The organism is Streptomyces sp. NPDC018000, assembly GCF_044328025.1.
In the GTDB taxonomy this organism is placed as follows: domain Bacteria; phylum Actinomycetota; class Actinomycetes; order Streptomycetales; family Streptomycetaceae; genus Streptomyces.
Map to the genome: position 1 here is coordinate 200,387 of NZ_JBIRGM010000005.1, position 18,848 is coordinate 219,234.

The window sequence follows — 18,848 nt, forward strand, 5'->3', positions numbered from 1 at the left end:
GGTCAGGTTTTGGCAAAGGGGAATAAGGCCGACCGTCACATAGGGGTCGCCGTTCCCATGTGCCGGTCGGCCTGAGCAGAAGGGGCAGTGCGCCGCCGCGCACCGTCCCTTCCGTGCTGCTCAGGTCATGCTGTGTCGCTCAACTGCTCAGCGGTTCGACTCAGACGTGGATGCCGTGCGAAGCCAGGTAGGCGATCGGGTCGATGTCCGAGCCGTACGCCGGGCCCGTGCGGACCTCGAAGTGCAGGTGCGGGCCGGTGGCGTTGCCGGTGGCGCCGGAGAGGCCGATCTGCTGACCGGTACTCACGGTCTGGCCCGCGGAGACGGAGATCGAGGACAGGTGGCCGTACTGCGAGTAGTGGCCGTCGGCGTGCTTGATGACGACCTGGTTGCCGTACGCACCACCCCAGCCGGCGGTGACGACGGTGCCGGAGGTGATGGCCTTCACGCTGGTGCCGGTGGAGACGGGGAAGTCGATCCCGGTGTGGCTGCCGCTGGACCAGTTGGAGCCGGAGGCGCGGTATCCAGTGGTGTGGTTGCCGGGGACCGGGTGGCTGTAGCCGGAACTGCTGCTCCGGCCGGACGGGGCGGAGGTCTTGGACTCCGTGGCTGTCGAGACGTTGGCCGGGGCGGACTTGGCCGGGGCGGACTTCTCCGCGGCCGACGAGGGCACCGAGGGGGCCTTCGACGGGAGAGTTGCGCCCGCACCGGCACCGGTGGGCGCGGAGTGGCCCGACGCGTTGCCGCCGAGCGTCAGCTTCATGCCCGGGAAGATCAGGTTGGGGTCTTCGCCGACGACCTCGCGGTTGTCCTGGTACAGCTTCTGCCAGCCACCGTCGACCTTTTGCTCGGCGGCGATCTTCGACAGGTAGTCACCGGAGACAACGGGGTACGTCGTGGCGGCTTCCTGCTTCTGCGCGACCGGCTCGGCCGGGGCGGCGTGTGTGGCGGCGGAGGCCGACTGCGGGGCGGCCGGGGCGGCCTGCTCCGCGGCGTGGGCACCGGTGGCGCCGAGCAGCGGCAGAGCGATGACAGCGCCGCCGGCGCTCACGGCGGCCACGCCACGGGCGATGGTGCTGGACTTCCTACGACGGTGCTTACCCGATATGGGCATGACGTGCTTCCTCTCCGGCGCCTGCGAGGTGAGCTGTCGGGTTCGGGCTGGAGATGCCCGGCCGCGCCGAGCGCGACTTCACCCCTAGCCGGCCGGATTTCTCCGGTCGGCGGCCTACCTGGTTCCCCCGCTCCTGCCACACGATGAGTGGGTGCGAATTCCGGACGGCGGCAGGATTAGGCGGTCCGTCCGGATTGACGGCGACCGTAAGCGAGTCGGGACGGAGAGAACAAGCCACTGGTTCCGTTCCGGAATGCACGCCGGAAATCGGCGCGGAATTCCGGTCACACTCCGTGGATTAAGGATCTTGAATTTCCGTGCCGCGCACGGAATACCCAACCGTGCCGTCAGCACTCACCGTCACGGATATGATCCCGCTCACGAGAGGGAAGCCATCTCACGCACAAACGGGATATGTTGGGGTAAATGCATCCATTACGGACATGCCATGCCCCATCATTCGCGCCGGAGTCTCGGAACCCGCGCGTCGAGACCCCTGAGCCGGTCGATCAGCGGGCACAGGGCACCCACATGCTCGATCCAGAGCTTCTGCTGATGCTCCTTGCCCGGCCGGCCCGCTTCGGTGAAGCAGCGGTTGAAGTCCCCTTTCACATAGCCGACGGGCGCACTGGAGAGCAGCGCGTTTCCCATTGCGCCCACAGATGGTTCCGCACATCGGTGCGGGCCGGATCGAGTACCAATTGATTGCGGACTCGGTCCGTGCCCGCCCTGGGAAATGCTGCATCCAGTCGGGGCGTGCGCGATAGAGATCACTGTCGGCATTGACCATTTCCGACTCGCCCCGGATACCGAATTGCATGCCGAGTCCATGCACTTCGTCGGCGAGCGGCTTCAGCCCACCGGGAAGGCGTCCGGATTCGGCGTCCGGTCACCGAGCCCGGCCCGGTCGCTGATGCGCCGTCCGAACCATGAGTCGTCCACGACGAACGGTTCTACGCCCATCGCGGCGGCTCGCTCGGCGAGGGCGCACCACTGCTCCTGCGAGAAATTCGCCGCAGGAGTAACGGAGTTCGCGGAAGTGTCGACGAGCAAAGACCAAGATGATTGCCTGAGGAATCAATGTCGTATCGTCGCGGGAGTGGCCTTGTCGGCGACTCGCGCCGGCACCAGACACTCCAGGAGTCACTGTGACGCAGCAGTTGCCGCAGATCCCGTCGACGGAACCCGAGCTCGCTGGTGTCCGCAACTTCCGCGATGTGGGCGGACTGCCCACCATGGACGGTCGGCGGGTGCGGTACGGACGACTCTTCCGCAGTGGTCACCTCGCGCACGCCACCGCCGAGGACGCCGCCTTCCTCGGCGGTCTCGGTCTGCACACGGTCTTCGACTTCCGCGATGCGGCCGACCACCGGCTCGACGGCCCGGATGTGGAGCTGCCGGGCGTACGGAATGTGAACATCCCGCTCTCCGACCCCGCCGACGGCTCCGAGTTCTGGCAGATGGTCCGCGACGGCGATCTCGACCAGCTGCGCTCGGTCCTGGCCGACGGCAAGGCAACGAACCGGATGATCACCTCGTACCGCGCGATCATCCGGGACCGTACCGCCGAGCACAGCCGGGTTCTGCACGCCCTGGCCGAGGACAGCGTTCCCGCGTTGATGCACTGCGCGGCGGGCAAGGACCGGGCCGGTCTGTCCATCGCGGTGTCACTGCTCGCGGTCGGCGTCGAGCGCGATGCCATCGAGGCCGACTACCTGAAGTCGAACGACGCCCACCGCCGTTACAAGGTGCGTCGCAGCGACACCTCGGCGGACGGCATGTCGGCCGAGGTGATGGAGCTGCTCAATCCGCTCTTCGGCGCGCACGCCGACTACCTCGCTGCGGCCTTCGCCACGATCGAGGAGACCTGGGGCAGCACGGACCGCTACCTCTCCGAGGGCCTGAAGCTCGCGCCCGAGACCCGTGAGCGGCTGCGCGACCGGCTCCTCGACGAGGCCTGAGGGCTGTCGGCGGTGGTCAGCCCTTGCCGGCCACCGCGAAGAGCAGGTAGAGGAAGGCCGCGAAGATGTGCCCGGCGATGAGGTAGGCGAACAGCCGGATCACCACGCCGCGCGGAAACTTCCGCTCCTGGGCTTCGTACTTCTTCTTGGACCCGAGCGGGTCGAAGTTCTCTGAATCGAGCGTGTCGAATTTCTCTGAATCGGACATGACAGTCCTCTCTGACGACCGGGCGGGCCGGTCAGCGACGGTGGAAGCCGCTGCCGAGACACAGCTCGGCGGCGGGGCTCTGGAGCAGGGTGTGGACGAAGAGGAGCTCGGATCCGTCGCGGTCGACAGCGGTGATCCGGTGCGGGGTGAGCGAGTCGAAGTGCGCGCTGTCACCGGGGGCGAGATCGTGCACGGTATCCCCGAGCGTGACCCGGAGGTGCCCGGCGAGCACGTACAGCCACTCCTCGCCGGGGTGGACGCGCACGAGTTCTCCCTGCGCCCCGTACGGAACCCGGACGCGGAGCGCCTGCATCGCCCGGCCGGAGCCGCCGGCCTGCTGGTACATCCAGCCGTCGGCCTCGGCCCCCTCGAACTTCCCGCGGCGAATGATCGCCTCCCGTTCCGGGGGGGTCTCGCCCAGCAGTTCGGAAACCGTCATACCGTAGATCCTGGCAAGGCCGAGGAGCATCGGCAGCGAGGGCTGCCGACGGCCCGTCTCCAGCCGGGAGAGATGGGCGGGCGACAATCCCGCCCACTCGGCGGCGGTCTCCAGGGTGAGACCACGGTTGCGGCGCAGATCGCGCAGACGCGGCGCGACCCCGGGCAGCTCGTCGGCCGCCCCTCCATCTGGAGTGTTCATGTACCTATTGGGCCAGGAACTTTCCCGTGAGGCAAATCCCTTACCTCTGAGGCAAAGTTTCGGAGCTCGGACAGGCCCACGGGATCAGCGGTTGGCGACGGCCTGTTTCACCAGGATCCTGCCGAAGTCCCACATGAGCCCGCCGCCGCTGTGCGCGTCGTCCATCACCGCCGTGAACGCCGTGACGAACCGGTCGACCTCCGGCTCCCCGATCACCAGGGGCGGGATCAGCTTGATCACTTCGAGATGATCGCCCGAGACCTGCGTGAGGATGCGGTGCTTCTGCAACAGGGGCACCACCACCATCTGCGCGAAGAGGCCTTTGCGGGCGGCCTGCAGCACGGTCCAGCGGCTACGCAGCTTCAGTGACGACGGCCGGCCGAACTCGATGCCGATCATCAGCCCGCGCCCGCGCACCTCGTGCAGCAGCTCATAGCGGTCGACGAGCGCGGCCAGCCGCTCGCGCAGCAGATCACCGGTGCGGCGCGCCCCCGCGACGATTTCCTCGTCCTCCATCACCGCCAGGACCGCGAGCCCGGCTGCCATCGCCTGGGCGTTGGAGCCGAAGCTCGCGGAGTGGACGAGGACCCGGTCCATCGACGAGTAGACGCGTCTGAAGATCCAGTCCTTGCCGAGGGTCGCCCCGACCGGCACATAGCCGCCGGAGAGGGCCTTGGCGACACAGACCAGATCGGGTTCGACACCTTCCTCGTGCTGGTACGCGTAGAAGTCGCCGGTTCTCCCGAGGCCGGTCTGCACCTCGTCGGCGATGAGCAGCGCCTTGTGCTTGTGCAGCAGTTCCTGCGCCGCCCGCAGGAAGCCGGGCGGCGCGGCGTGGACGCCCTTGCCCTGGATGGGTTCCACGACCAGAGCCGCCACGTCGCCGCGTTTCAGCTCACGCCTCAGCGCATCGAGATCCCCGAGTTCGATGGCGGTGTCCGGCAGCAGCGGTGCGAAGCCGTCCCGGAAGCCGCTCTCCCCGTTGACCGAGAGCGAACCGGTCGTCAGCCCGTGGAAGGCGTGGGTGCAGTAGAGGATCCTGGGCCTGCCGGTGGCGTACCGGGCGAACTTCAGCGCAGTCTCGACGGCCTCCGTACCACTGTTGCCGAAGAAGACCCGGTCCAGATGCGGACTGTGGGCCAGCAGCCTCTCGGCCAGCAGTCCGGGCAGCGGCTGGCAGTCGAAGCGGGTGAGATCGGCGAGCGAGGCGTCGAGGACGTCGTGCAGGGCCTTGCGTACGACGGGGTGGTGCCGGCCGAGGCCCATCACCCCGAATCCGGCGAGCATGTCGAGGTAGTCATTGCCCTCCGCATCCCAGAAGTGCGCGCCCTCGGCCCGTTCGTAGACCTTGTCGAAGCCGAGGGTGTGCAGCATGCGGGGCAGCTGATGATTGAGGTAATTCGTGTGCAGCTCGTAACGCTCGGCGCCGCGCTCGGCGAGCAGCTGCGCCAGATCGAAACCCTTGGGCCCGTCGTCCTTCATGCCCCGCCCTCCTCGGTCCTTGTCGCTGCTTCCCTGGCGGTCAGTGCCGCGCTGATCCGCCCCGCAATCTCGACCGGTGTGAGCCCGATGTCCGCCAGCACCTCGGCGCGTTTGCCGTGGGCGAGGAACTGGTCGGGGATGCCGAACGTCCGCAGCGGTACGTCGACCCCGGCATCCCGCAACGCCTGCCCGACCGCCGAACCGACGCCCCCCGCCCGGCTGTTGTCCTCGACGACGGCGACCATCCGGTGCCGTTCGGCGAGCGGGGCGAGCTGTTCGTCGACCGGCTTGACCCAGCGCGGGTCGACGACGGTGCAGCGGATGCCGCCGCCCGCGAGCAGATCGGCGGCGCCCAGACAGACCGGGGCGAGCACGCCGACGGCCACCAGCAGCACATCGGCGTCGTCCGCCCGGTGCAGTACGTCCATGCCGCCGATCCGGCCGACGGCCGGGACCGGCTCCCCCACCGACTCCTTGGGGAACCGGATCACGGTGGGTGCGTCGTCGATGTCCACGGCCTCCCGGAGCTGGGCGCGCAGTTCGCCGGCGTCACGCGGGGCGGCGATCCGCAGTCCGGGGACAACCTGCAACATGGACATGTCCCACATGCCGTTGTGCGAGGGCCCGTCGGGTCCGGTGATCCCGGCCCGGTCGAGGACGAAGGTCACCCCGCACTTGTGCAGCGCGACATCCATCAGCAGTTGGTCGAAGGCCCGGTTGAGGAAGGTGGCGTAGACGGCGACCACCGGATGCAGTCCGCCGGTGGCGAGTCCCGCCGCGGAAACCGCCGCATGCTGCTCGGCGATCCCGACGTCCCAGACCCGGTCGGGGAACGCCTCGGCGAACTTCGTCAGTCCGACGGGATGCAGCATCGCGGCAGTGATGGCCACGACATCCGGCCGATCCGCGCCGATCGCGACGATCTCGTCCCCGAACACCGAGGTCCAGGAGGGCGCTCCGGACGGGACGAGCGGTGCGCAGGTCAGCGGGTCCATCGCGCCCACGGTGTGGAAGCGGTCGGCCTCGTCCCTCAGCGCGGGCGGGTAGCCGCGGCCCTTCTCGGTGAGGCAGTGCACCAGCACCGGACCGTGGAAGCGTTTCGCCCGGTGCAGGGCGGATTCGACGGCCGCGATGTCATGACCGTCTATCGGCCCGACGTACTTGAGCCCGAGGTCCTCGAACATGCCCTGTGGGGCGAAGGCGTCCTTGAAGCCCTTCTTCGCGCCGTGCAGCGACTCGTACAACGGCTGACCGATGACGGGCGTCTGCTGGAGCACGCCCTTGCCCCACGACAGGAAGCGCTCGTATCCGTCGGTGGTACGGAGGGTGGCGAGGTGGTTGGCGAGACCGCCGATCGTGGGGCCGTATGAGCGCTCGTTGTCGTTGACCACGATGATCAGCGGCCGGTCCCTCGCGGCCGCGATGTTGTTGAGCGCCTCCCAGGCCATCCCGCCGGTGAGGGCCCCGTCACCGATGACGGCCACGACATGGTCGCTCCGCCCCAGCACCTGATGGGCCTTGGCGATGCCGTCGGCCCAGCCCAGGACGGTCGAGGCATGCGAGTTCTCGATGACGTCGTGCTCGGACTCCTCGCGGGAGGGGTACCCGGACAGGCCCCCCTTGCCGCGCAGCTTGGAGAAGTCCTGCCGCCCGGTGAGCAGTTTGTGCACATAGCTCTGGTGCCCGGTGTCCCAGAGGATGCGGTCCACTGGCGAGTCGAAGGCCCGGTGCAGAGCGATCGAGAGTTCCACCACCCCCAGGTTGGGCCCCAGATGACCGCCGGTCCTCGCCACCGCCCCGACGAGGAACTGTCTGATGTCCTCGGCGAGTTCGTCGAGTTGTGCTTCGCTCAGCGCCTTGAGATCGTGCGGCCCCCGGATGTTCTCCAGAATCGTCACGCTCGGGCCCCTCTCTGGTTCTGTTTCAGCTCACAGTGACGGCGCGAACCCCGGAGGGTGTACGGCCCGTCGCGGGCGGCCGGGCCGGCAGCTCGGGGAGACCCAGTGCTGCCGGTTCTCCGGCGGTCATGACGTCACCCGTTCCCCGAGACGGTCTCGCGCATGGCGCGCAGGGATTCCTTCAGCGATCCCATGGTGGCGAGGACGGCGGTGGGCTCGTAGCCGCAGTGCGCCATGCAGTTGGCGCAACGCGGGTCCTTGCCCCGGCCGTACTTGTCCCAGTCGGTCTCCTCGATGAGTTCGCGATACGTGGGGACGTATCCGTCACTCATCAGATAGCAGGGCCGTTGCCAGCCGAAGAGCGAGTAGTTCGGGATCGCCCATGCGGTGCACGGAAAGTCCGCCTTGCCCTCCAGGAAGTCCAGGAAGAGCGGCGAGTGGTTCAGCCGCCAGCGGGACCGGTTGCCGCCCGCGAACGACTTCTTGAACAGTTCCCGGGTCTGCTCGACGCCGAGGAAGTGCTCCTGGTCGGGCGCCTTCTCGTACGCGTAGGCGGGCGAGATCATCATCTCGTCGACCTTCAGATCGTCATTGAGGTAGTTGAGGACCTCGATGACGGTCTGCGGGGTATCGGTGTTGAAGAAGGTGGAGTTCGTGGTGACCCGGAAGCCGCGGCGCTTGGCCTCCTTGATCGCCGCAATCGCCTCGTCGAAAACGCCTTCCTTGGCGACCGATTCGTCGTGCCGTTCGCGCAGCCCGTCGATGTGCACGGCGAAGGCGAAGAACGGCGAGGGCTTGAATTTCTCGATCTTCTTCCGCAGCAGCATGGCGTTGGTACAGAGAAAGACATACTTCTTGCGCGCGACCAACTGCCGGACAATTTCGTCGATCTGCGGATGCATCAACGGCTCACCGCCCGCGATGGAGACCATCGGGGCACCCGATTCGAGAACGGCACCCACAGCCTGGGCGACCGGCATGCGCTGTTTGAGCACTCCCGCCGGATGCTGGATCTTCCCGCAGCCCTCGCACGCGAGATTGCAGGCGAACAAAGGCTCCAGTTCCACAATGAGCGGGAACTTGTCCCGCTTGCGGAGCTTCTGTTCAATGAGGTACGTCGCTACCTTGATGGACTGACGGAGCGGCATGGCCATCTGGCTCACCTCCTGGGGAGCAGCAAAGATCGGTGCCATTCATAGAAAGCCGGCAGGACGGCACGGAGAACACGGAAAGCAGATATTCCACCGCGTATCGTGCCGATGCGGACGAGCTCATGCTCCGGAGCGTCCACGACCACCCGTACGGCCGCAACCGGGCGTGGCCCGGACCTCAGGGCGGCACGAAGAGTGGCGGCGGACTCCATGTCCACCGCGATCGCTCCGGTGGCCCGCAGCTCGGCCCGCTCGTGTCCGCGTACGACATGGGCGGAGCCGGTCAGCGGTCCGGTGTGGACGGTGCGGCCGGGCACCGTCCTGGCGAGGGCCTCGGCGAGCAGGCCCGTGCCGGTGCAGTACGTCGAGTCCCCGGCCTCCCGGGTCTCGGCGGCGACCACCAGGTCCCCGGGGTGCATGCCGGGTGACAGCCCGGCGCAGAATCCGGAGGCGAGGACCGCCGTGCCGGGCACCCGGTCCTGACCGAGTGCCCTCGACACGGCCGCCTCGGCGGCCTTGGGGCCCATGCCCGTACGGAGTACGGTCACCGGGCCCGGAGCATCACCGGCCCTGCCTCTGCCGCTGCGCAGGGCGATGTGCTCGATGCCGAGCGCACAGGCGATCAGCAGCGGCGCTGCGGGGCCGGCCGGCCCCGGACCATCGCCCATCAGGCCCCCTGACGGGTGGCCATCCGGTCGGCGAACGGTTCGCCGTGCACGTACCGCCCGAGTGCGGTGAGCGGGAAAACCTGCCGGTAGAGGTGGTAGTTGATGGAGAAGTCCCAGGGGAAGCCGGTGCCGGTGAAGTACGGCTCGTCCCAGGAGCCGTCGGCCAGCTGGGTCTCGGTGAGCCAGGACACCCCTCGCTGCACGGCCCTGCTGTCCCGCTGCCCCGCGGCGAGCAGCGCGAGCAGTGCCCACGCGGTCTGGGATGCGGTCGAGGCCCCGTGCCCGATCCACTTGTCCTCCCGGTACGAGCGCAGGTCCTCGCCCCAGCCACCGTCGTCGTTCTGTACGGACTCCAGCCAGCCGACCGCGCGGCGGATCGCCGGATGGGTGCCGGGCAACCCGGCGGCCACCAGCGCGGGCACGACCGACCCTGTTCCGTATACGTAGTTGACACCCCAGCGGCCGAACCAGCCGCCGCTCACGTCCTGTTCGGCGAGCAGCCACTCGATACCGCGCCGCGTGGCGGGGTGCCCGGACCGCCCTTCGACGGCGAGCATCTCGACCACGTGCCCGGTGACATCGGCGGAGGGCGGGTCGATGACCTCGCCGAAGTCGGAGAACGGAAGACGGTTGGGGAACGGGCTGGTGTTGTCCGCGTCGAACGCGCCCCAGGCCCCGTTGCGGGACTGCATGCCGAGGTTCCAGCGCACTCCGCGCCTGATGGCGGCCTCGATGCGAGCGGGGTCGGGGTGGCGGACCCGGCGCAGCGCGAGGACCACCTCCGCGGTGTCGTCGATGTCGGGGTAGTTGTCGTTGTGGAACTCGAACGCCCAGCCGCCCGGGTTGAGCCGGGGACGGCGCACGGACCAGTCGCCGGGCCGGACGATCTCCTCGCCGAGCATCCAGTCCGCGGCCTTCACGAGCGCCGGATGGTCGGGGCTGACACCGGCGTCGGCCAGCGCGATGGTGGCGAGGCAGGTGTCCCAGACCGGGGACTGACAGGCCTCGATCATCCGGGCGCCGTCCTCTCGCCAGACGGCGAACCGGTCGAGCGAGGCGAGTCCGGCCCGCATCACCGGGTGGTCCAGGTCGTAACCGAGCAGGTGCAGGGCGATCAGTGAGTACACGGCGGGCGGCTGGATTCCGCCCCAGCAGCCGTCGTTCTCCTGGCGTTCGATGATCCAGCGGGCCGCGGCGTTCATGGCGGTCCGGCGCAGCTTGCGCGGTGCGATCCGGTGGTATGCGTGCAGCGCCTTGTCTAAGCGCTGGAAGACTCCGTCCCAGCTCACCGCCGGAGCAAAGCGCCTGGGCGGGTTCGGGTGGCACGGATCGGTGTGCAGCTCGTCGAGTGCGAATGGGGCTGGGCGTACGGGCCGCTTGGCCGAGACGATGGTGAGCGGCACGATGGTCTGGCGGGCCCAGCAGCCGAAGTCGTAGATGTTGAGCGGAGCCCATTTGGGGAAGAACATCAGCTCAGGTGGCATCTCCGGCAGGTCGTCCCACTTCCACCAGCCGAAGAGAGCGAGCCAGATCCGGGTGAAGACGCGGCTCTCCGCGATGCCGCCCTGTTCCCTGATCCATCCCGAGGCCCGGGCCATGTGCGGTTCGTCCGGCCGGTCCCCGGCCAGCCGCAGCGCCACGTATGCCTCGATGGTGGTGGAGAGTTCGCCGGGGCCGCCGTGGAAGGTGGCCCAGGTGCCGTCGCCGAGCTGTTCGCCGCGAATGAAGCTGCCGGCCGCCTGAATGACAGCCTGGTCCTGAATGCCGAGGAATTGACGGAGCAGCAGGTCCTCGGCGTCCATGGTGACGTTGGTGGCGAGGTCGCCCTTCCACCAGCCCTGCTCGTCCTGCCTGCCGAGGAGATGCTCCACCGAGCGTTCCGCGGCCCGCCGCGCGGCGGCGAGTACATCGTCCGCGACGATGGTCGTATCGGTCGGATTACTGGCCGAGGCTGCGCGGGGGCGCACAGCCCCGGTGCTTCCGTCGGTCGTCGCTGTCATGGCTTCCCCTTCGTGCAGTTGTTCCTCTGCTGTGCTGGGGGCTCCGTCGGCCGGCGCCCGGGACGGGCACCGGCCGGCGACTGCGAGTCATATGAAGCAGATGGCGATCATCTCTTTCGTACGACGACGAAGTCCGCGAGCGCCGTGAGCTGCGCCCGCACGTTGTGCGGCATGTCGACCCGGTGCAGCGCCTCGATGGCGACCGCATGCTGTCGACGGGCCTCCTGGACGGTCCATTCGCGACCGCCCGCCTCCTCGATGAGCGCCGCACGGGCGGCGAACTCCTCTTCGGAGAAGCTGTCGAAATCACTGCTCTTGGCGTCGGCGGCGAGCAGTTCGCCCAGCCGTTCCGAGGCCGTTCCGCCTGCGGCGAGCGCGGCCACGACCGGCAGGGACTTCTTGCGCTGGCGCAGATCGCTCCAGGTCTGCTTGCCGGTGGACTCGGGGTCGCCCCAGATGCCGAGCAGATCGTCGACGGCCTGGAAGGCGAGGCCGAGGTGGTAGCCGTACGCCTCCAGGATGTCGGCGGCGCGGTCGTCGGCGCCGCCGAGGACCGCGCCGATGGAGCAGGCGCAGGCGAGCAGGGCGCCGGTCTTGTTGCCCTCCATCTCCAGGCACTCCTCGACGGTGACCCGCTCGCGGTGCTCGTAGGAGATGTCCTGGGCCTGCCCGTCGATGAGCTTGCGCGTGGCGACGGTCAGCCGGCGGGCCGCGCGGCCCGCCTCGACGGTGCCGAGCTCCAGCAGGATCTCGTTGGCGAGCGCGAAGAGCGCGTCGCCGACCAGGATCGCCTGTGCGGGGCCGTGCACCTTCCAGACGGTGTCGCGGTGGCGGCGCTGTTCGTCGCCGTCCATCAGGTCGTCGTGCAGCAGCGAGAAGTTGTGCACGAGTTCGACGGCCACTGCGCCGGGGATGCCTGCCTCGGCGGCGGCGCCGGCCGCCTCTGCGGACAGCAGGGCGAGCGCCGGGCGTACGGCCTTGCCGCCATCGCCGTCGGAGGGCTGTCCCTGGGAGTCGATCCAGCCGAAGTGGTAGGCGGCGACGGTGTCCATGGGCGGTGCGAGCCGGTCAACGGCGGCCCGGAGCACCGGCGTGGAAAGGGCCCTTCCGCGCTCCAGAAGCGCGGTGACGTCCGTGGTGTCGGCCACGGTGTCGAAAGCCGGATTCGCCGGGGTCACTGACTCTCCTCTTGTTCCGGTGGTACTGCTCATGCCGCCTCCTGCAGCGGATGTTCATGGGTGCGGCCGAGCGCCCGGAGTGCGGCGTCCGCTGCGCTGAACCCGCTGCGGACGGCGCCCTCCAGCGTCGCGGGCCAGCCGGTGGCCGTCCAGGCTCCGGCAAGGCTGATGCCGGGGGCACGGGTGCGGGCGCCGGGCCGCAGTCGACCGACGCCGGGGGCGGGGGCGAAGGTCGCCGTGCGCTCCCGGGTGACGAAGAAGTCCCTGATCCCGGCCCCGCGGGCGGCCGGAAGGAGCCGCTCCAGCTCGGGCAGGTAGCGCTTTCGCAGCTCGGCGACGGGGAGGTCGATCTCCTCGTCGGCGGCGGACTGGGAAACCGCCAGATACTGCCCGGGCCCGGTGAGGCCCGAGGCGTCCGTGCGATCGAAGACCCACTGGACCGGGGAGCCGAGCGCGGCGAAGAACGGGCGGCGCAGCACCTTGCGGTCGTAGACGACGTGCACATTGAGGATCGGCGATGTGCCGATGTCGAGCAGCCGCTCCGGCTCGTCGAGTGCGCCCTCGGGCAGCAGGTCATGGGACTCGCGCTGCGGGACGGCGAGGACGACGGTGTCCGCCTCGATCCGTTCGCCGCCGGTGTCGACGATCCAGCAGCCGTCCTCCGCACGGGTGATGGAGGATGCCTTCGTACGCAGCTCGGTGCGTACCCCGGCGGAGTCGAGGGCCTTGCGGGCCAGTGTGTCGTGCACCTCGCCCAGCGGCACACTCGTCCAGCCGATGTCGGCGGCGCCCGGTTCGGAGAGGAGTCCGGTCTTGAAGACCTTCGCGGCGAGGGCCAGCGAGGAGTTCGGGGCGGTGGCGTTGAGTGTGGCGACGCCGACCAGGTCCCAGAGGGCCTCGATGGTGCGCGGCGACTGCCCGTGACGGGCGAGCCAGCTGCCGAAGTCCATGGTGTCGAGCGCGGGGTCGTCCGGGTCCAGGCGGCCCAGCGCCAGTGCGGCTCGTCCGACGCTCGCCCGCTCGGTGAGCGAGAGATGCGGGTAGCCGGCGAGTCCGGCGGCAAGGTGGAACGGCACCGGCAGTGCGTTGCGGCGCAGTCGTCCCAGCCGGGGGCCCGAGGGGCGCCCGACATCGAGAACGGGCACGTCCAAACGGTTTTGCAGTGGTGCCAGCCGCGTCCCGTCGACGCGGTCGAGGAACCAGCGGTAGGCGGTGCAGCAGCGCAGATAGACATGCTGTCCGTTGTCGACCGTCAGTTCACCACGCCGGAAGGAGAAGGCGAGCCCGCCGAGCCTGGGCCGCCCTTCGAGCAGGGTCACATCAAGCCCTGCGTCGGCGAGACGCAGAGCCGTGGTGATTCCGGCGAGTCCGCCGCCGATCACGACCGCCCGGGAGGAGCGCGGGGCGTCGTCCGTCATGCGTCCTCCTTTCGCCAGGTCACTTCAGTCGGAGACGCGTCAGTACACCAGAAGGTTGACCGCCGGTCGAAGCGGCTCTCCGTGATGCACATGGTGCGCGAGATGTCCGTACGGCGCATCAGACACGCCCCCTGGCCGTGCGGCGGGAGATGTATCGCGCATCGAGGCCCGACAGTCCACGCACCGCGACATACGCCTTCTCGTGGCCGGGCAGCGAGACCCTGCCGCGCAGCACCGCCTCGGGGTCGCGCTCGATCCGGTCGAGCAGCCGCCGGTAGATACCTGCCATGGCCGCGACACAGGCGCCGCTGCGCCGGTCCAGCATCGGCAGCAGTCGGTATCCCTCGGCGAACAGGGCGCGGGCGCGCCGTACCTCGAAGTGGACCAGGCCCGCGAAGTCGGCGCCCGGCGGCGGGGTGGCCCGGTGGAAGCCGGTCGAACAGCCGAACTTGGCGAGGTCGTCGGTGGGCAGATACGTACGCCCGTTGCCCGCGTCCTCGCGTACGTCGCGCAGGATGTTGGTCAGCTGGAGCGCGAGGCCGAGCGTGTCGGCGTACTCCGCGGCCCGGTCGACGCCGGGAGCGCCCGGTTCCGTACCGAAGACGCCCAGGCTGAGGCGGCCGATGGCGCCCGCGACACAGCGGCAGTAGACCTTGAGATCGTCCCAGGTCTCGTACGTCGCGCCGCGCACATCCATCAGCACACCGTCGATGAGTTCGTCGAGCCCGCCGAGCGGTAGCGGGAATCTGCGCGCGGCGTCGGTGAGCGCGACGGCCACGGGGTCGGTGTCGTCCTCGTCGATCCCCCCGTCGCGGATCCGGTCCAGCAGCGTGCGGGTGCTCTCCAGGCGGGTCCGCTTGGTCTCCGGCTCCAGCTCGCCGTCACCGATGTCGTCGACACGACGGGAGAAGGCGTACAGCGCCGACATGGCCTGTCGCTTCTCGGCCGGCAGCAGTCTGATGCCGTACGCGAAGTTACGCGCCTGCTGTCCGGTGACCGCCTCGCAGTAACTGTATGCGGCCTGTACCGGTGCCGACATATACGTCGTCTGTCCCTCCACGGTCCGGCTCACCCCTCTCTACGCGCTCTTCGCAAGACAACTCCCACTTCGCGCAGCAGGCTGGGCTTGGTGGGCTTGGGCGGTCCGGGCAGTACGTCGAACCCGGCGGCCGCGATCGCGGTGAGGGCGGCACGCCCCCCTCCCACAAATCCGGCGAGAAGCAGCTTGAGCCTGCCGTGGACGCTACCCACCAGGGGGGCGCCTTCATGCAGCAGTTCCCGAGCGCGTTCCGCCTCGTACGCAACGAGCGAACGCACCGATGCGCCTCCCGACGGGGCGGCCAGATCGGTTTCGCGGACATGGAACCGGGCCATGTCCTGCGCGGGCAGGTAGATCCGGTCGCGGCCGAGGTCCTCGGTGACGTCCTGGAGGTGTTCGACGATCTGCAGGGCCGTGCAGACGGCGTCGGAGCGGCGGATGCGTTCGGGGCTGGCGGTTCCGGTGATCTGCAGGACAAGTCGGCCCACGGGGTTGGCGGAGAGCTCGCAGTAGGAGACGAGGTCCTCGTACGTCCCGTAGCGGCGGACCTTCTGGTCCTGCCGGTTCGCCTCGATGAGGCCGAGGAAGGGATCGGGCGTGAGCTCGCAGCGCCGCACAGTGGGGCGCAGGGCACGCAACAGAGGGTGCCGCGGGCCGTCGCCCGCGGTGTCGAAGACCCGGTGCAGATCCGCCTCGAAGCCATCGAGCATGGCGAGCCGGTCCGCGGTCTGCGCCGGGTCGAGCCCGAGATGGCGGGCGTCCGCGCCGCCGGGGGCGAGATCGCCGTCGCCGATGTCGTCGACGAGACGGGCATAGCCGTAGACGGCCATCAGATCGTCGCGCCAGGCACGCGGCAGAAAGAAGGGGGCTACGGGGAAATTCTCGTCCGCGGCCTTGTCGAGGGTGCTGGGCACGGCGGCATCGGGGTGCGCCTGCCGGGTACGGGTCACCACGGACCGCCCGGCGCTGGGACGGCGTGAGCACCTCGGAGCTGGAGATTTTCCGTCATAGCCGTCACATCTCCCGTTCTACACTGCTGACCCAAAACATCCCATTCCGGACACGCCGCCCGCTCTGCCGAGTGCGGAGCACGCCTGCAGGCCGTACGGCCGGGCGGTATCGCCCCACTTGCAACGAATCAGCACCGGTACAGCTTACGTTGTGCAACTCTCATCGATACCTCGGGGTATTACGCGTAGAAGAACAATGCCTCCTGCCCCGCCAACTTTCCCCGTGCACAAGGAAATTGACGTCATCCGACGGAAGGAGATCTTGTGCAGGGCGTACCGCCAGGGGTGGTGGGTCCCGCGGGAAGTCCACTATCCGGACACCAAGCGGCCCCCGCCGGAGAGTTCCGGCGGAGGCCGCCTCGGTGTCACGGGGCCTGAAAGCGACTACTTTCCCGTCTCGCGCTCATACGCCTTGAGGACCTCGTCCGTCGGACCGTCCATCAGCAGTTCGCCCTTTTCCAGCCACAGCACCCGGTCGCAGGTGTCCCTGATGGACTTGTTGCTGTGGCTGACCAGGAAGACGGTGCCGGCTTCCTTGCGGAGCTCCCTGATGCGCTTCTCCGAGCGGATCTGGAACTTGCGGTCACCGGTCGCCAGCGCCTCGTCGATCATGAGGACGTCGTGGTTCTTCGCGGCGGCGATGGAAAAACGCAGCCGGGCGGCCATACCGGAGGAGTACGTCCGCATCGGCAGTGTGATGAAGTCACCCTTCTCGTTGATGCCGGAGAAGTCGACGATGCCCTGGTAGCGCTCGCGGATCTCGTCGCGCGACATACCCATCGCGAGACCGCCGAGCACGACATTGCGCTCGCCGGTCAGATCGCTCATCAGTGCCGCGTTCACCCCGAGCAGCGAGGGCTGGCCGTCGGTGTACACCTTGCCGTGCTCGGTCGGCAGCAGACCGGCGATGGCCCGCAGCAGGGTCGATTTGCCGGAGCCGTTGGTCCCGATGAGGCCGATGGCCTCGCCGCGATAGGCGGTGAAGGAAACGCCGCGGACGGCGTGCACCTTCCGCACGCCGCGCGACTCGCCCTTGCCGCGGCGCAGTATCCGGCTCAGCGCCGCGGTGGCACTCCCCTTGCCTCCACCGGCGCCATTGACCCGGTACACGATGTGCACATCGTCGGCGATGACGGTGGGGACGCGTCCCGGAGTGTTTTTGTCAGCCACGGCCGTACCGTTCCTCTGCCTTCCAGAAGTACACAAAGCCCACGACCCCGACGAGGACCGCCCAGGCGAGCGCCACGCCCCAGACGTGCGCCGGCAGGTTCTCCGAGCCGTAGCCGTCGATCAGCGCGAAGCGGATCAGGTCCATGTAGATGGCCGCCGGGTTGTACTGGAGCACGTTGGCGATCCAGTCCGGCTTGTCCTCCAGCATCACCGGGATGGAGAACATGACGCCCGACGCATACATCCAGGTGCGCATGACGAACGGCATCAGCTGGGCGAGGTCGGGGGTCTTGCTGCCGAGCCTGGCCATGATCAACGCCAGGCCGGTGTTGAAGAAGAACTGCATCCCCAGCGCGGGGATGACCAGAAGCCAGGAGAGGGCCGGATAGCTGCCGAAGGCGATGGCCACGATCGCGAGCACGACCATCGAGAACAACAGCTGCTGGAGCTGTTGCAGCGAGAACGAGATGGGCAGCGAGGCGCGCGGGAAGTGCAGCGCCCGGACCAGTCCCAGGTTCCCGGAGATGGCCCGCACACCCGCCATCACCGAACTCTGGGTGAAGGTGAAGACAAAGACGCCGGTCACCAGGAACGGGATGAAGACCTCCTGGGTCATTCCCTTCCTGGTACCCAGAATCAGCCCGAAGATCAGGTAGTAGACCAGGGCGTTGAGCAGCGGTGTGGCCACCTGCCACAGCTGACCGAGCTTCGCCTGGCTGTACTGGGCGGTCAGCTTCGCTCGGGAGAACGCCATGATGAAGTGGCGGCGGCCCCAGAGCTGCCGGATGTACTCGAAGAGCCCTGGCCGGGCGCCGCTCACCGTCAGACCGTACTTGGCGGCCCTCTCGGCCGAGCTCAGGCCGTCGTCGGCGGATGGTGGGGTGCTCAGTGCGACCGCACCATCATGGGTTGTGTCACTCACCAGATGAAACTCTCGTATTCAAGATGCGCAGCCAGTCGCGTGCGCGGCTCGGAGCGGACAGGCAGGTCCCGTGGAGAAAACGTACGTCTCATGCTCTCAGAGGAGAGCCTCTCAGATCACGGGAGGTCGGCCGAGTCTGGTCAGCCGCCATACCGTGCGCCACTTCATCGGACGGCGGGTTCCGCACGGCGTGGACCAGCCTTCCCTGAAGCCGCCGAACCATGCCTTGAGGGCCGGGCCGGAGGGCTTGCGAAGCAGGGTCAGCAGCAGCCACACGCCGAGGTAGACGGGAACCAGCGGCGCCGGCAGATTACGCCGGGCCAGCCAGACCCGGTTGCGGGCCACCATGCGGTGGTACACCGCGTGCCGCGACGGGGCGGTCGTCGGGTGGTTGAGGACCATGTCCGCGCGGTAGTCGATCATCCAGCCGGCGTCCAGTGCCCGCCAGGCGAGATCGGTCTCCTCGTGCGCGTAGAAGAACCGGCCGGGCAGCGGACCGACCTCGGCGATGACCCTGCTGCGCACGGCGTTGGCGCCGCCGAGGAAGGTCGTCACACGCGAGGAGCGCATCGGGTCGGAGGCGCGCAGCCTCGGCACGTGGCGGCGCTGAGTGACGCCGGTGTCGGGGTCGGCGATACGGAAACTGATGATGCCCAGCTCGGGGTCGGCCTCGAACGCCTGCCGGCACAGCTCGGCGGTGTCGGTGAGCGGCAGCATTCCGTCGTCGTCAAGGAAGAGCAGCGCGTCCACGTCGCCGCCGGACGGCCCGAAGGCCTCGATCCCGGCATTGCGGCCGCCCGGGATGCCGAGGTTCTCGGGCAGCTCGACGGTGCGTACCCCCGCAGGGACGTCCGGTACGGGGGCGCCGTTGCCGACGACCACCACTTCGATCCGGTCGCCGTCCTGCTTGGCGACCGAATCGAGGAGGGCGCGCAGCTCTTCAGGGCGGTTGCCCATCGTGATGATGACCGCGCCGAGCTTCATGGGGG

Annotated in this window: 16 protein-coding genes, 1 pseudogene and 1 riboswitch; of the genes and pseudogenes, 1 reads left to right on the forward strand and 16 read right to left on the reverse strand. The window is 68.7% G+C overall.

Annotation, left to right across the window (positions count from 1 at the left end; genetic code table 11):
• Positions 1-160: 160 nt before the first annotated feature.
• Positions 161-1,114 (reverse strand): peptidoglycan DD-metalloendopeptidase family protein, encoded by a 954-nt coding sequence (locus tag ACH4EW_RS15285; RefSeq protein WP_398256502.1) that lies wholly within the window; start codon positions 1,112-1,114, stop codon positions 161-163.
• Between the two features lie 5 nt (positions 1,115-1,119).
• Positions 1,120-1,278: riboswitch (cyclic di-AMP (ydaO/yuaA leader) on the reverse strand.
• A 331-nt stretch (positions 1,279-1,609) separates the two neighbouring features.
• Positions 1,610-2,125, reverse strand: a pseudogene (locus ACH4EW_RS15290) (alpha-galactosidase); the annotation flags it as partial.
• 137 nt (positions 2,126-2,262) lie between these two features.
• Between ACH4EW_RS15290 and ACH4EW_RS15295 the strand changes: the two are divergent.
• Positions 2,263-3,075 (forward strand): tyrosine-protein phosphatase, encoded by an 813-nt coding sequence (locus ACH4EW_RS15295; RefSeq protein ID WP_398256505.1) that lies wholly within the window; start codon positions 2,263-2,265, stop codon positions 3,073-3,075.
• A gap of 16 nt (positions 3,076-3,091) precedes the next feature.
• On the opposite strand, the gene ACH4EW_RS15300 is transcribed toward ACH4EW_RS15295, so the two are convergent.
• From ACH4EW_RS15300 to ACH4EW_RS15365, 14 genes are all read right to left on the reverse strand, one after another.
• Complete coding sequence (locus tag ACH4EW_RS15300; RefSeq protein WP_398256507.1) at positions 3,092-3,283, reverse strand: DUF6126 family protein; 192 nt, start codon at positions 3,281-3,283, stop codon at positions 3,092-3,094.
• Between the two features lie 31 nt (positions 3,284-3,314).
• On the reverse strand, positions 3,315-3,923 hold the full coding sequence (locus ACH4EW_RS15305) for a helix-turn-helix domain-containing protein (RefSeq protein ID WP_398256510.1): 609 nt from the start codon (positions 3,921-3,923) through the stop codon (positions 3,315-3,317).
• A gap of 84 nt (positions 3,924-4,007) precedes the next feature.
• Complete coding sequence (locus ACH4EW_RS15310) at positions 4,008-5,405, reverse strand: aspartate aminotransferase family protein (RefSeq protein ID WP_398256513.1); 1,398 nt, start codon at positions 5,403-5,405, stop codon at positions 4,008-4,010.
• Positions 5,402-7,303, reverse strand: coding sequence for a 1-deoxy-D-xylulose-5-phosphate synthase (dxs, locus tag ACH4EW_RS15315; RefSeq protein ID WP_398256516.1), 1,902 nt, complete (start codon positions 7,301-7,303; stop codon positions 5,402-5,404). Before dxs ends, ACH4EW_RS15310 begins: the two co-directional genes overlap by 4 nt.
• A gap of 134 nt (positions 7,304-7,437) precedes the next feature.
• Positions 7,438-8,457: an adenosyl-hopene transferase HpnH gene (hpnH, locus tag ACH4EW_RS15320; protein WP_398256518.1), complete on the reverse strand. Its 1,020-nt coding sequence runs from the start codon at positions 8,455-8,457 to the stop codon at positions 7,438-7,440.
• Between the two features lie 5 nt (positions 8,458-8,462).
• Positions 8,463-9,122: a 1-hydroxy-2-methyl-2-butenyl 4-diphosphate reductase gene (locus ACH4EW_RS15325; RefSeq protein ID WP_398256521.1), complete on the reverse strand. Its 660-nt coding sequence runs from the start codon at positions 9,120-9,122 to the stop codon at positions 8,463-8,465.
• Positions 9,122-11,122 carry a squalene--hopene cyclase gene (shc, locus tag ACH4EW_RS15330; protein ID WP_398256523.1) on the reverse strand — a complete coding sequence of 667 codons (2,001 nt, stop codon included), beginning with the start codon at positions 11,120-11,122 and terminating at the stop codon, positions 9,122-9,124. The genes ACH4EW_RS15325 and shc overlap by 1 nt, the downstream gene beginning before the upstream one ends.
• A 107-nt stretch (positions 11,123-11,229) precedes the next feature.
• Complete coding sequence (locus ACH4EW_RS15335; protein ID WP_398256526.1) at positions 11,230-12,333, reverse strand: polyprenyl synthetase family protein; 1,104 nt, start codon at positions 12,331-12,333, stop codon at positions 11,230-11,232.
• Positions 12,330-13,718 carry a hydroxysqualene dehydroxylase HpnE gene (gene hpnE, locus ACH4EW_RS15340; protein ID WP_398256528.1) on the reverse strand — a complete coding sequence of 463 codons (1,389 nt, stop codon included), beginning with the start codon at positions 13,716-13,718 and terminating at the stop codon, positions 12,330-12,332. Before hpnE ends, ACH4EW_RS15335 begins: the two co-directional genes overlap by 4 nt.
• Positions 13,719-13,836: 118 nt before the next feature.
• On the reverse strand, positions 13,837-14,757 hold the full coding sequence (hpnD, locus tag ACH4EW_RS15345; RefSeq protein WP_398256530.1) for a presqualene diphosphate synthase HpnD: 921 nt from the start codon (positions 14,755-14,757) through the stop codon (positions 13,837-13,839).
• Positions 14,758-14,786: 29 nt separating this feature from the next.
• Positions 14,787-15,707 (reverse strand): squalene synthase HpnC, encoded by a 921-nt coding sequence (hpnC, locus tag ACH4EW_RS15350; RefSeq protein ID WP_398256533.1) that lies wholly within the window; start codon positions 15,705-15,707, stop codon positions 14,787-14,789.
• Between the two features lie 444 nt (positions 15,708-16,151).
• On the reverse strand, positions 16,152-16,937 hold the full coding sequence (locus tag ACH4EW_RS15355; protein ID WP_398256536.1) for an ABC transporter ATP-binding protein: 786 nt from the start codon (positions 16,935-16,937) through the stop codon (positions 16,152-16,154).
• A complete protein-coding gene (locus tag ACH4EW_RS15360; protein ID WP_398256539.1) occupies positions 16,930-17,859 on the reverse strand; it encodes an ABC transporter permease in 930 nt (309 codons plus the stop codon). The genes ACH4EW_RS15355 and ACH4EW_RS15360 overlap by 8 nt, the downstream gene beginning before the upstream one ends.
• Before the next feature lie 111 nt (positions 17,860-17,970).
• Positions 17,971-18,843 (reverse strand): glycosyltransferase family 2 protein, encoded by an 873-nt coding sequence (locus ACH4EW_RS15365; protein ID WP_398256866.1) that lies wholly within the window; start codon positions 18,841-18,843, stop codon positions 17,971-17,973.
• Positions 18,844-18,848: the final 5 nt, after the last annotated feature.

Bases quoted from the DNA above. Each gene is read 5' to 3' on its own strand.
- ACH4EW_RS15365 (WP_398256866.1), bottom strand. From the start codon at position 18,843: ATGAAGCTCGGCGCGGTCATCATCACGATGGGCAACCGCCCTGAAGAG.
- ACH4EW_RS15310 (WP_398256513.1), bottom strand. From the start codon at position 5,405: ATGAAGGACGACGGGCCCAAGGGTTTCGATCTGGCGCAGCTGCTCGCC.
- ACH4EW_RS15285 (WP_398256502.1), bottom strand. From the start codon at position 1,114: ATGCCCATATCGGGTAAGCACCGTCGTAGGAAGTCCAGCACCATCGCC.
- hpnH (WP_398256518.1), bottom strand. From the start codon at position 8,457: ATGGCCATGCCGCTCCGTCAGTCCATCAAGGTAGCGACGTACCTCATT.
- ACH4EW_RS15335 (WP_398256526.1), bottom strand. From the start codon at position 12,333: ATGAGCAGTACCACCGGAACAAGAGGAGAGTCAGTGACCCCGGCGAAT.
- hpnE (WP_398256528.1), bottom strand. From the start codon at position 13,718: ATGACGGACGACGCCCCGCGCTCCTCCCGGGCGGTCGTGATCGGCGGC.
- hpnD (WP_398256530.1), bottom strand. From the start codon at position 14,757: ATGTCGGCACCGGTACAGGCCGCATACAGTTACTGCGAGGCGGTCACC.
- shc (WP_398256523.1), bottom strand. From the start codon at position 11,122: ATGACAGCGACGACCGACGGAAGCACCGGGGCTGTGCGCCCCCGCGCA.
- ACH4EW_RS15300 (WP_398256507.1), bottom strand. From the start codon at position 3,283: ATGTCCGATTCAGAGAAATTCGACACGCTCGATTCAGAGAACTTCGAC.
- ACH4EW_RS15325 (WP_398256521.1), bottom strand. From the start codon at position 9,122: ATGGGCGATGGTCCGGGGCCGGCCGGCCCCGCAGCGCCGCTGCTGATC.
- ACH4EW_RS15305 (WP_398256510.1), bottom strand. From the start codon at position 3,923: ATGAACACTCCAGATGGAGGGGCGGCCGACGAGCTGCCCGGGGTCGCG.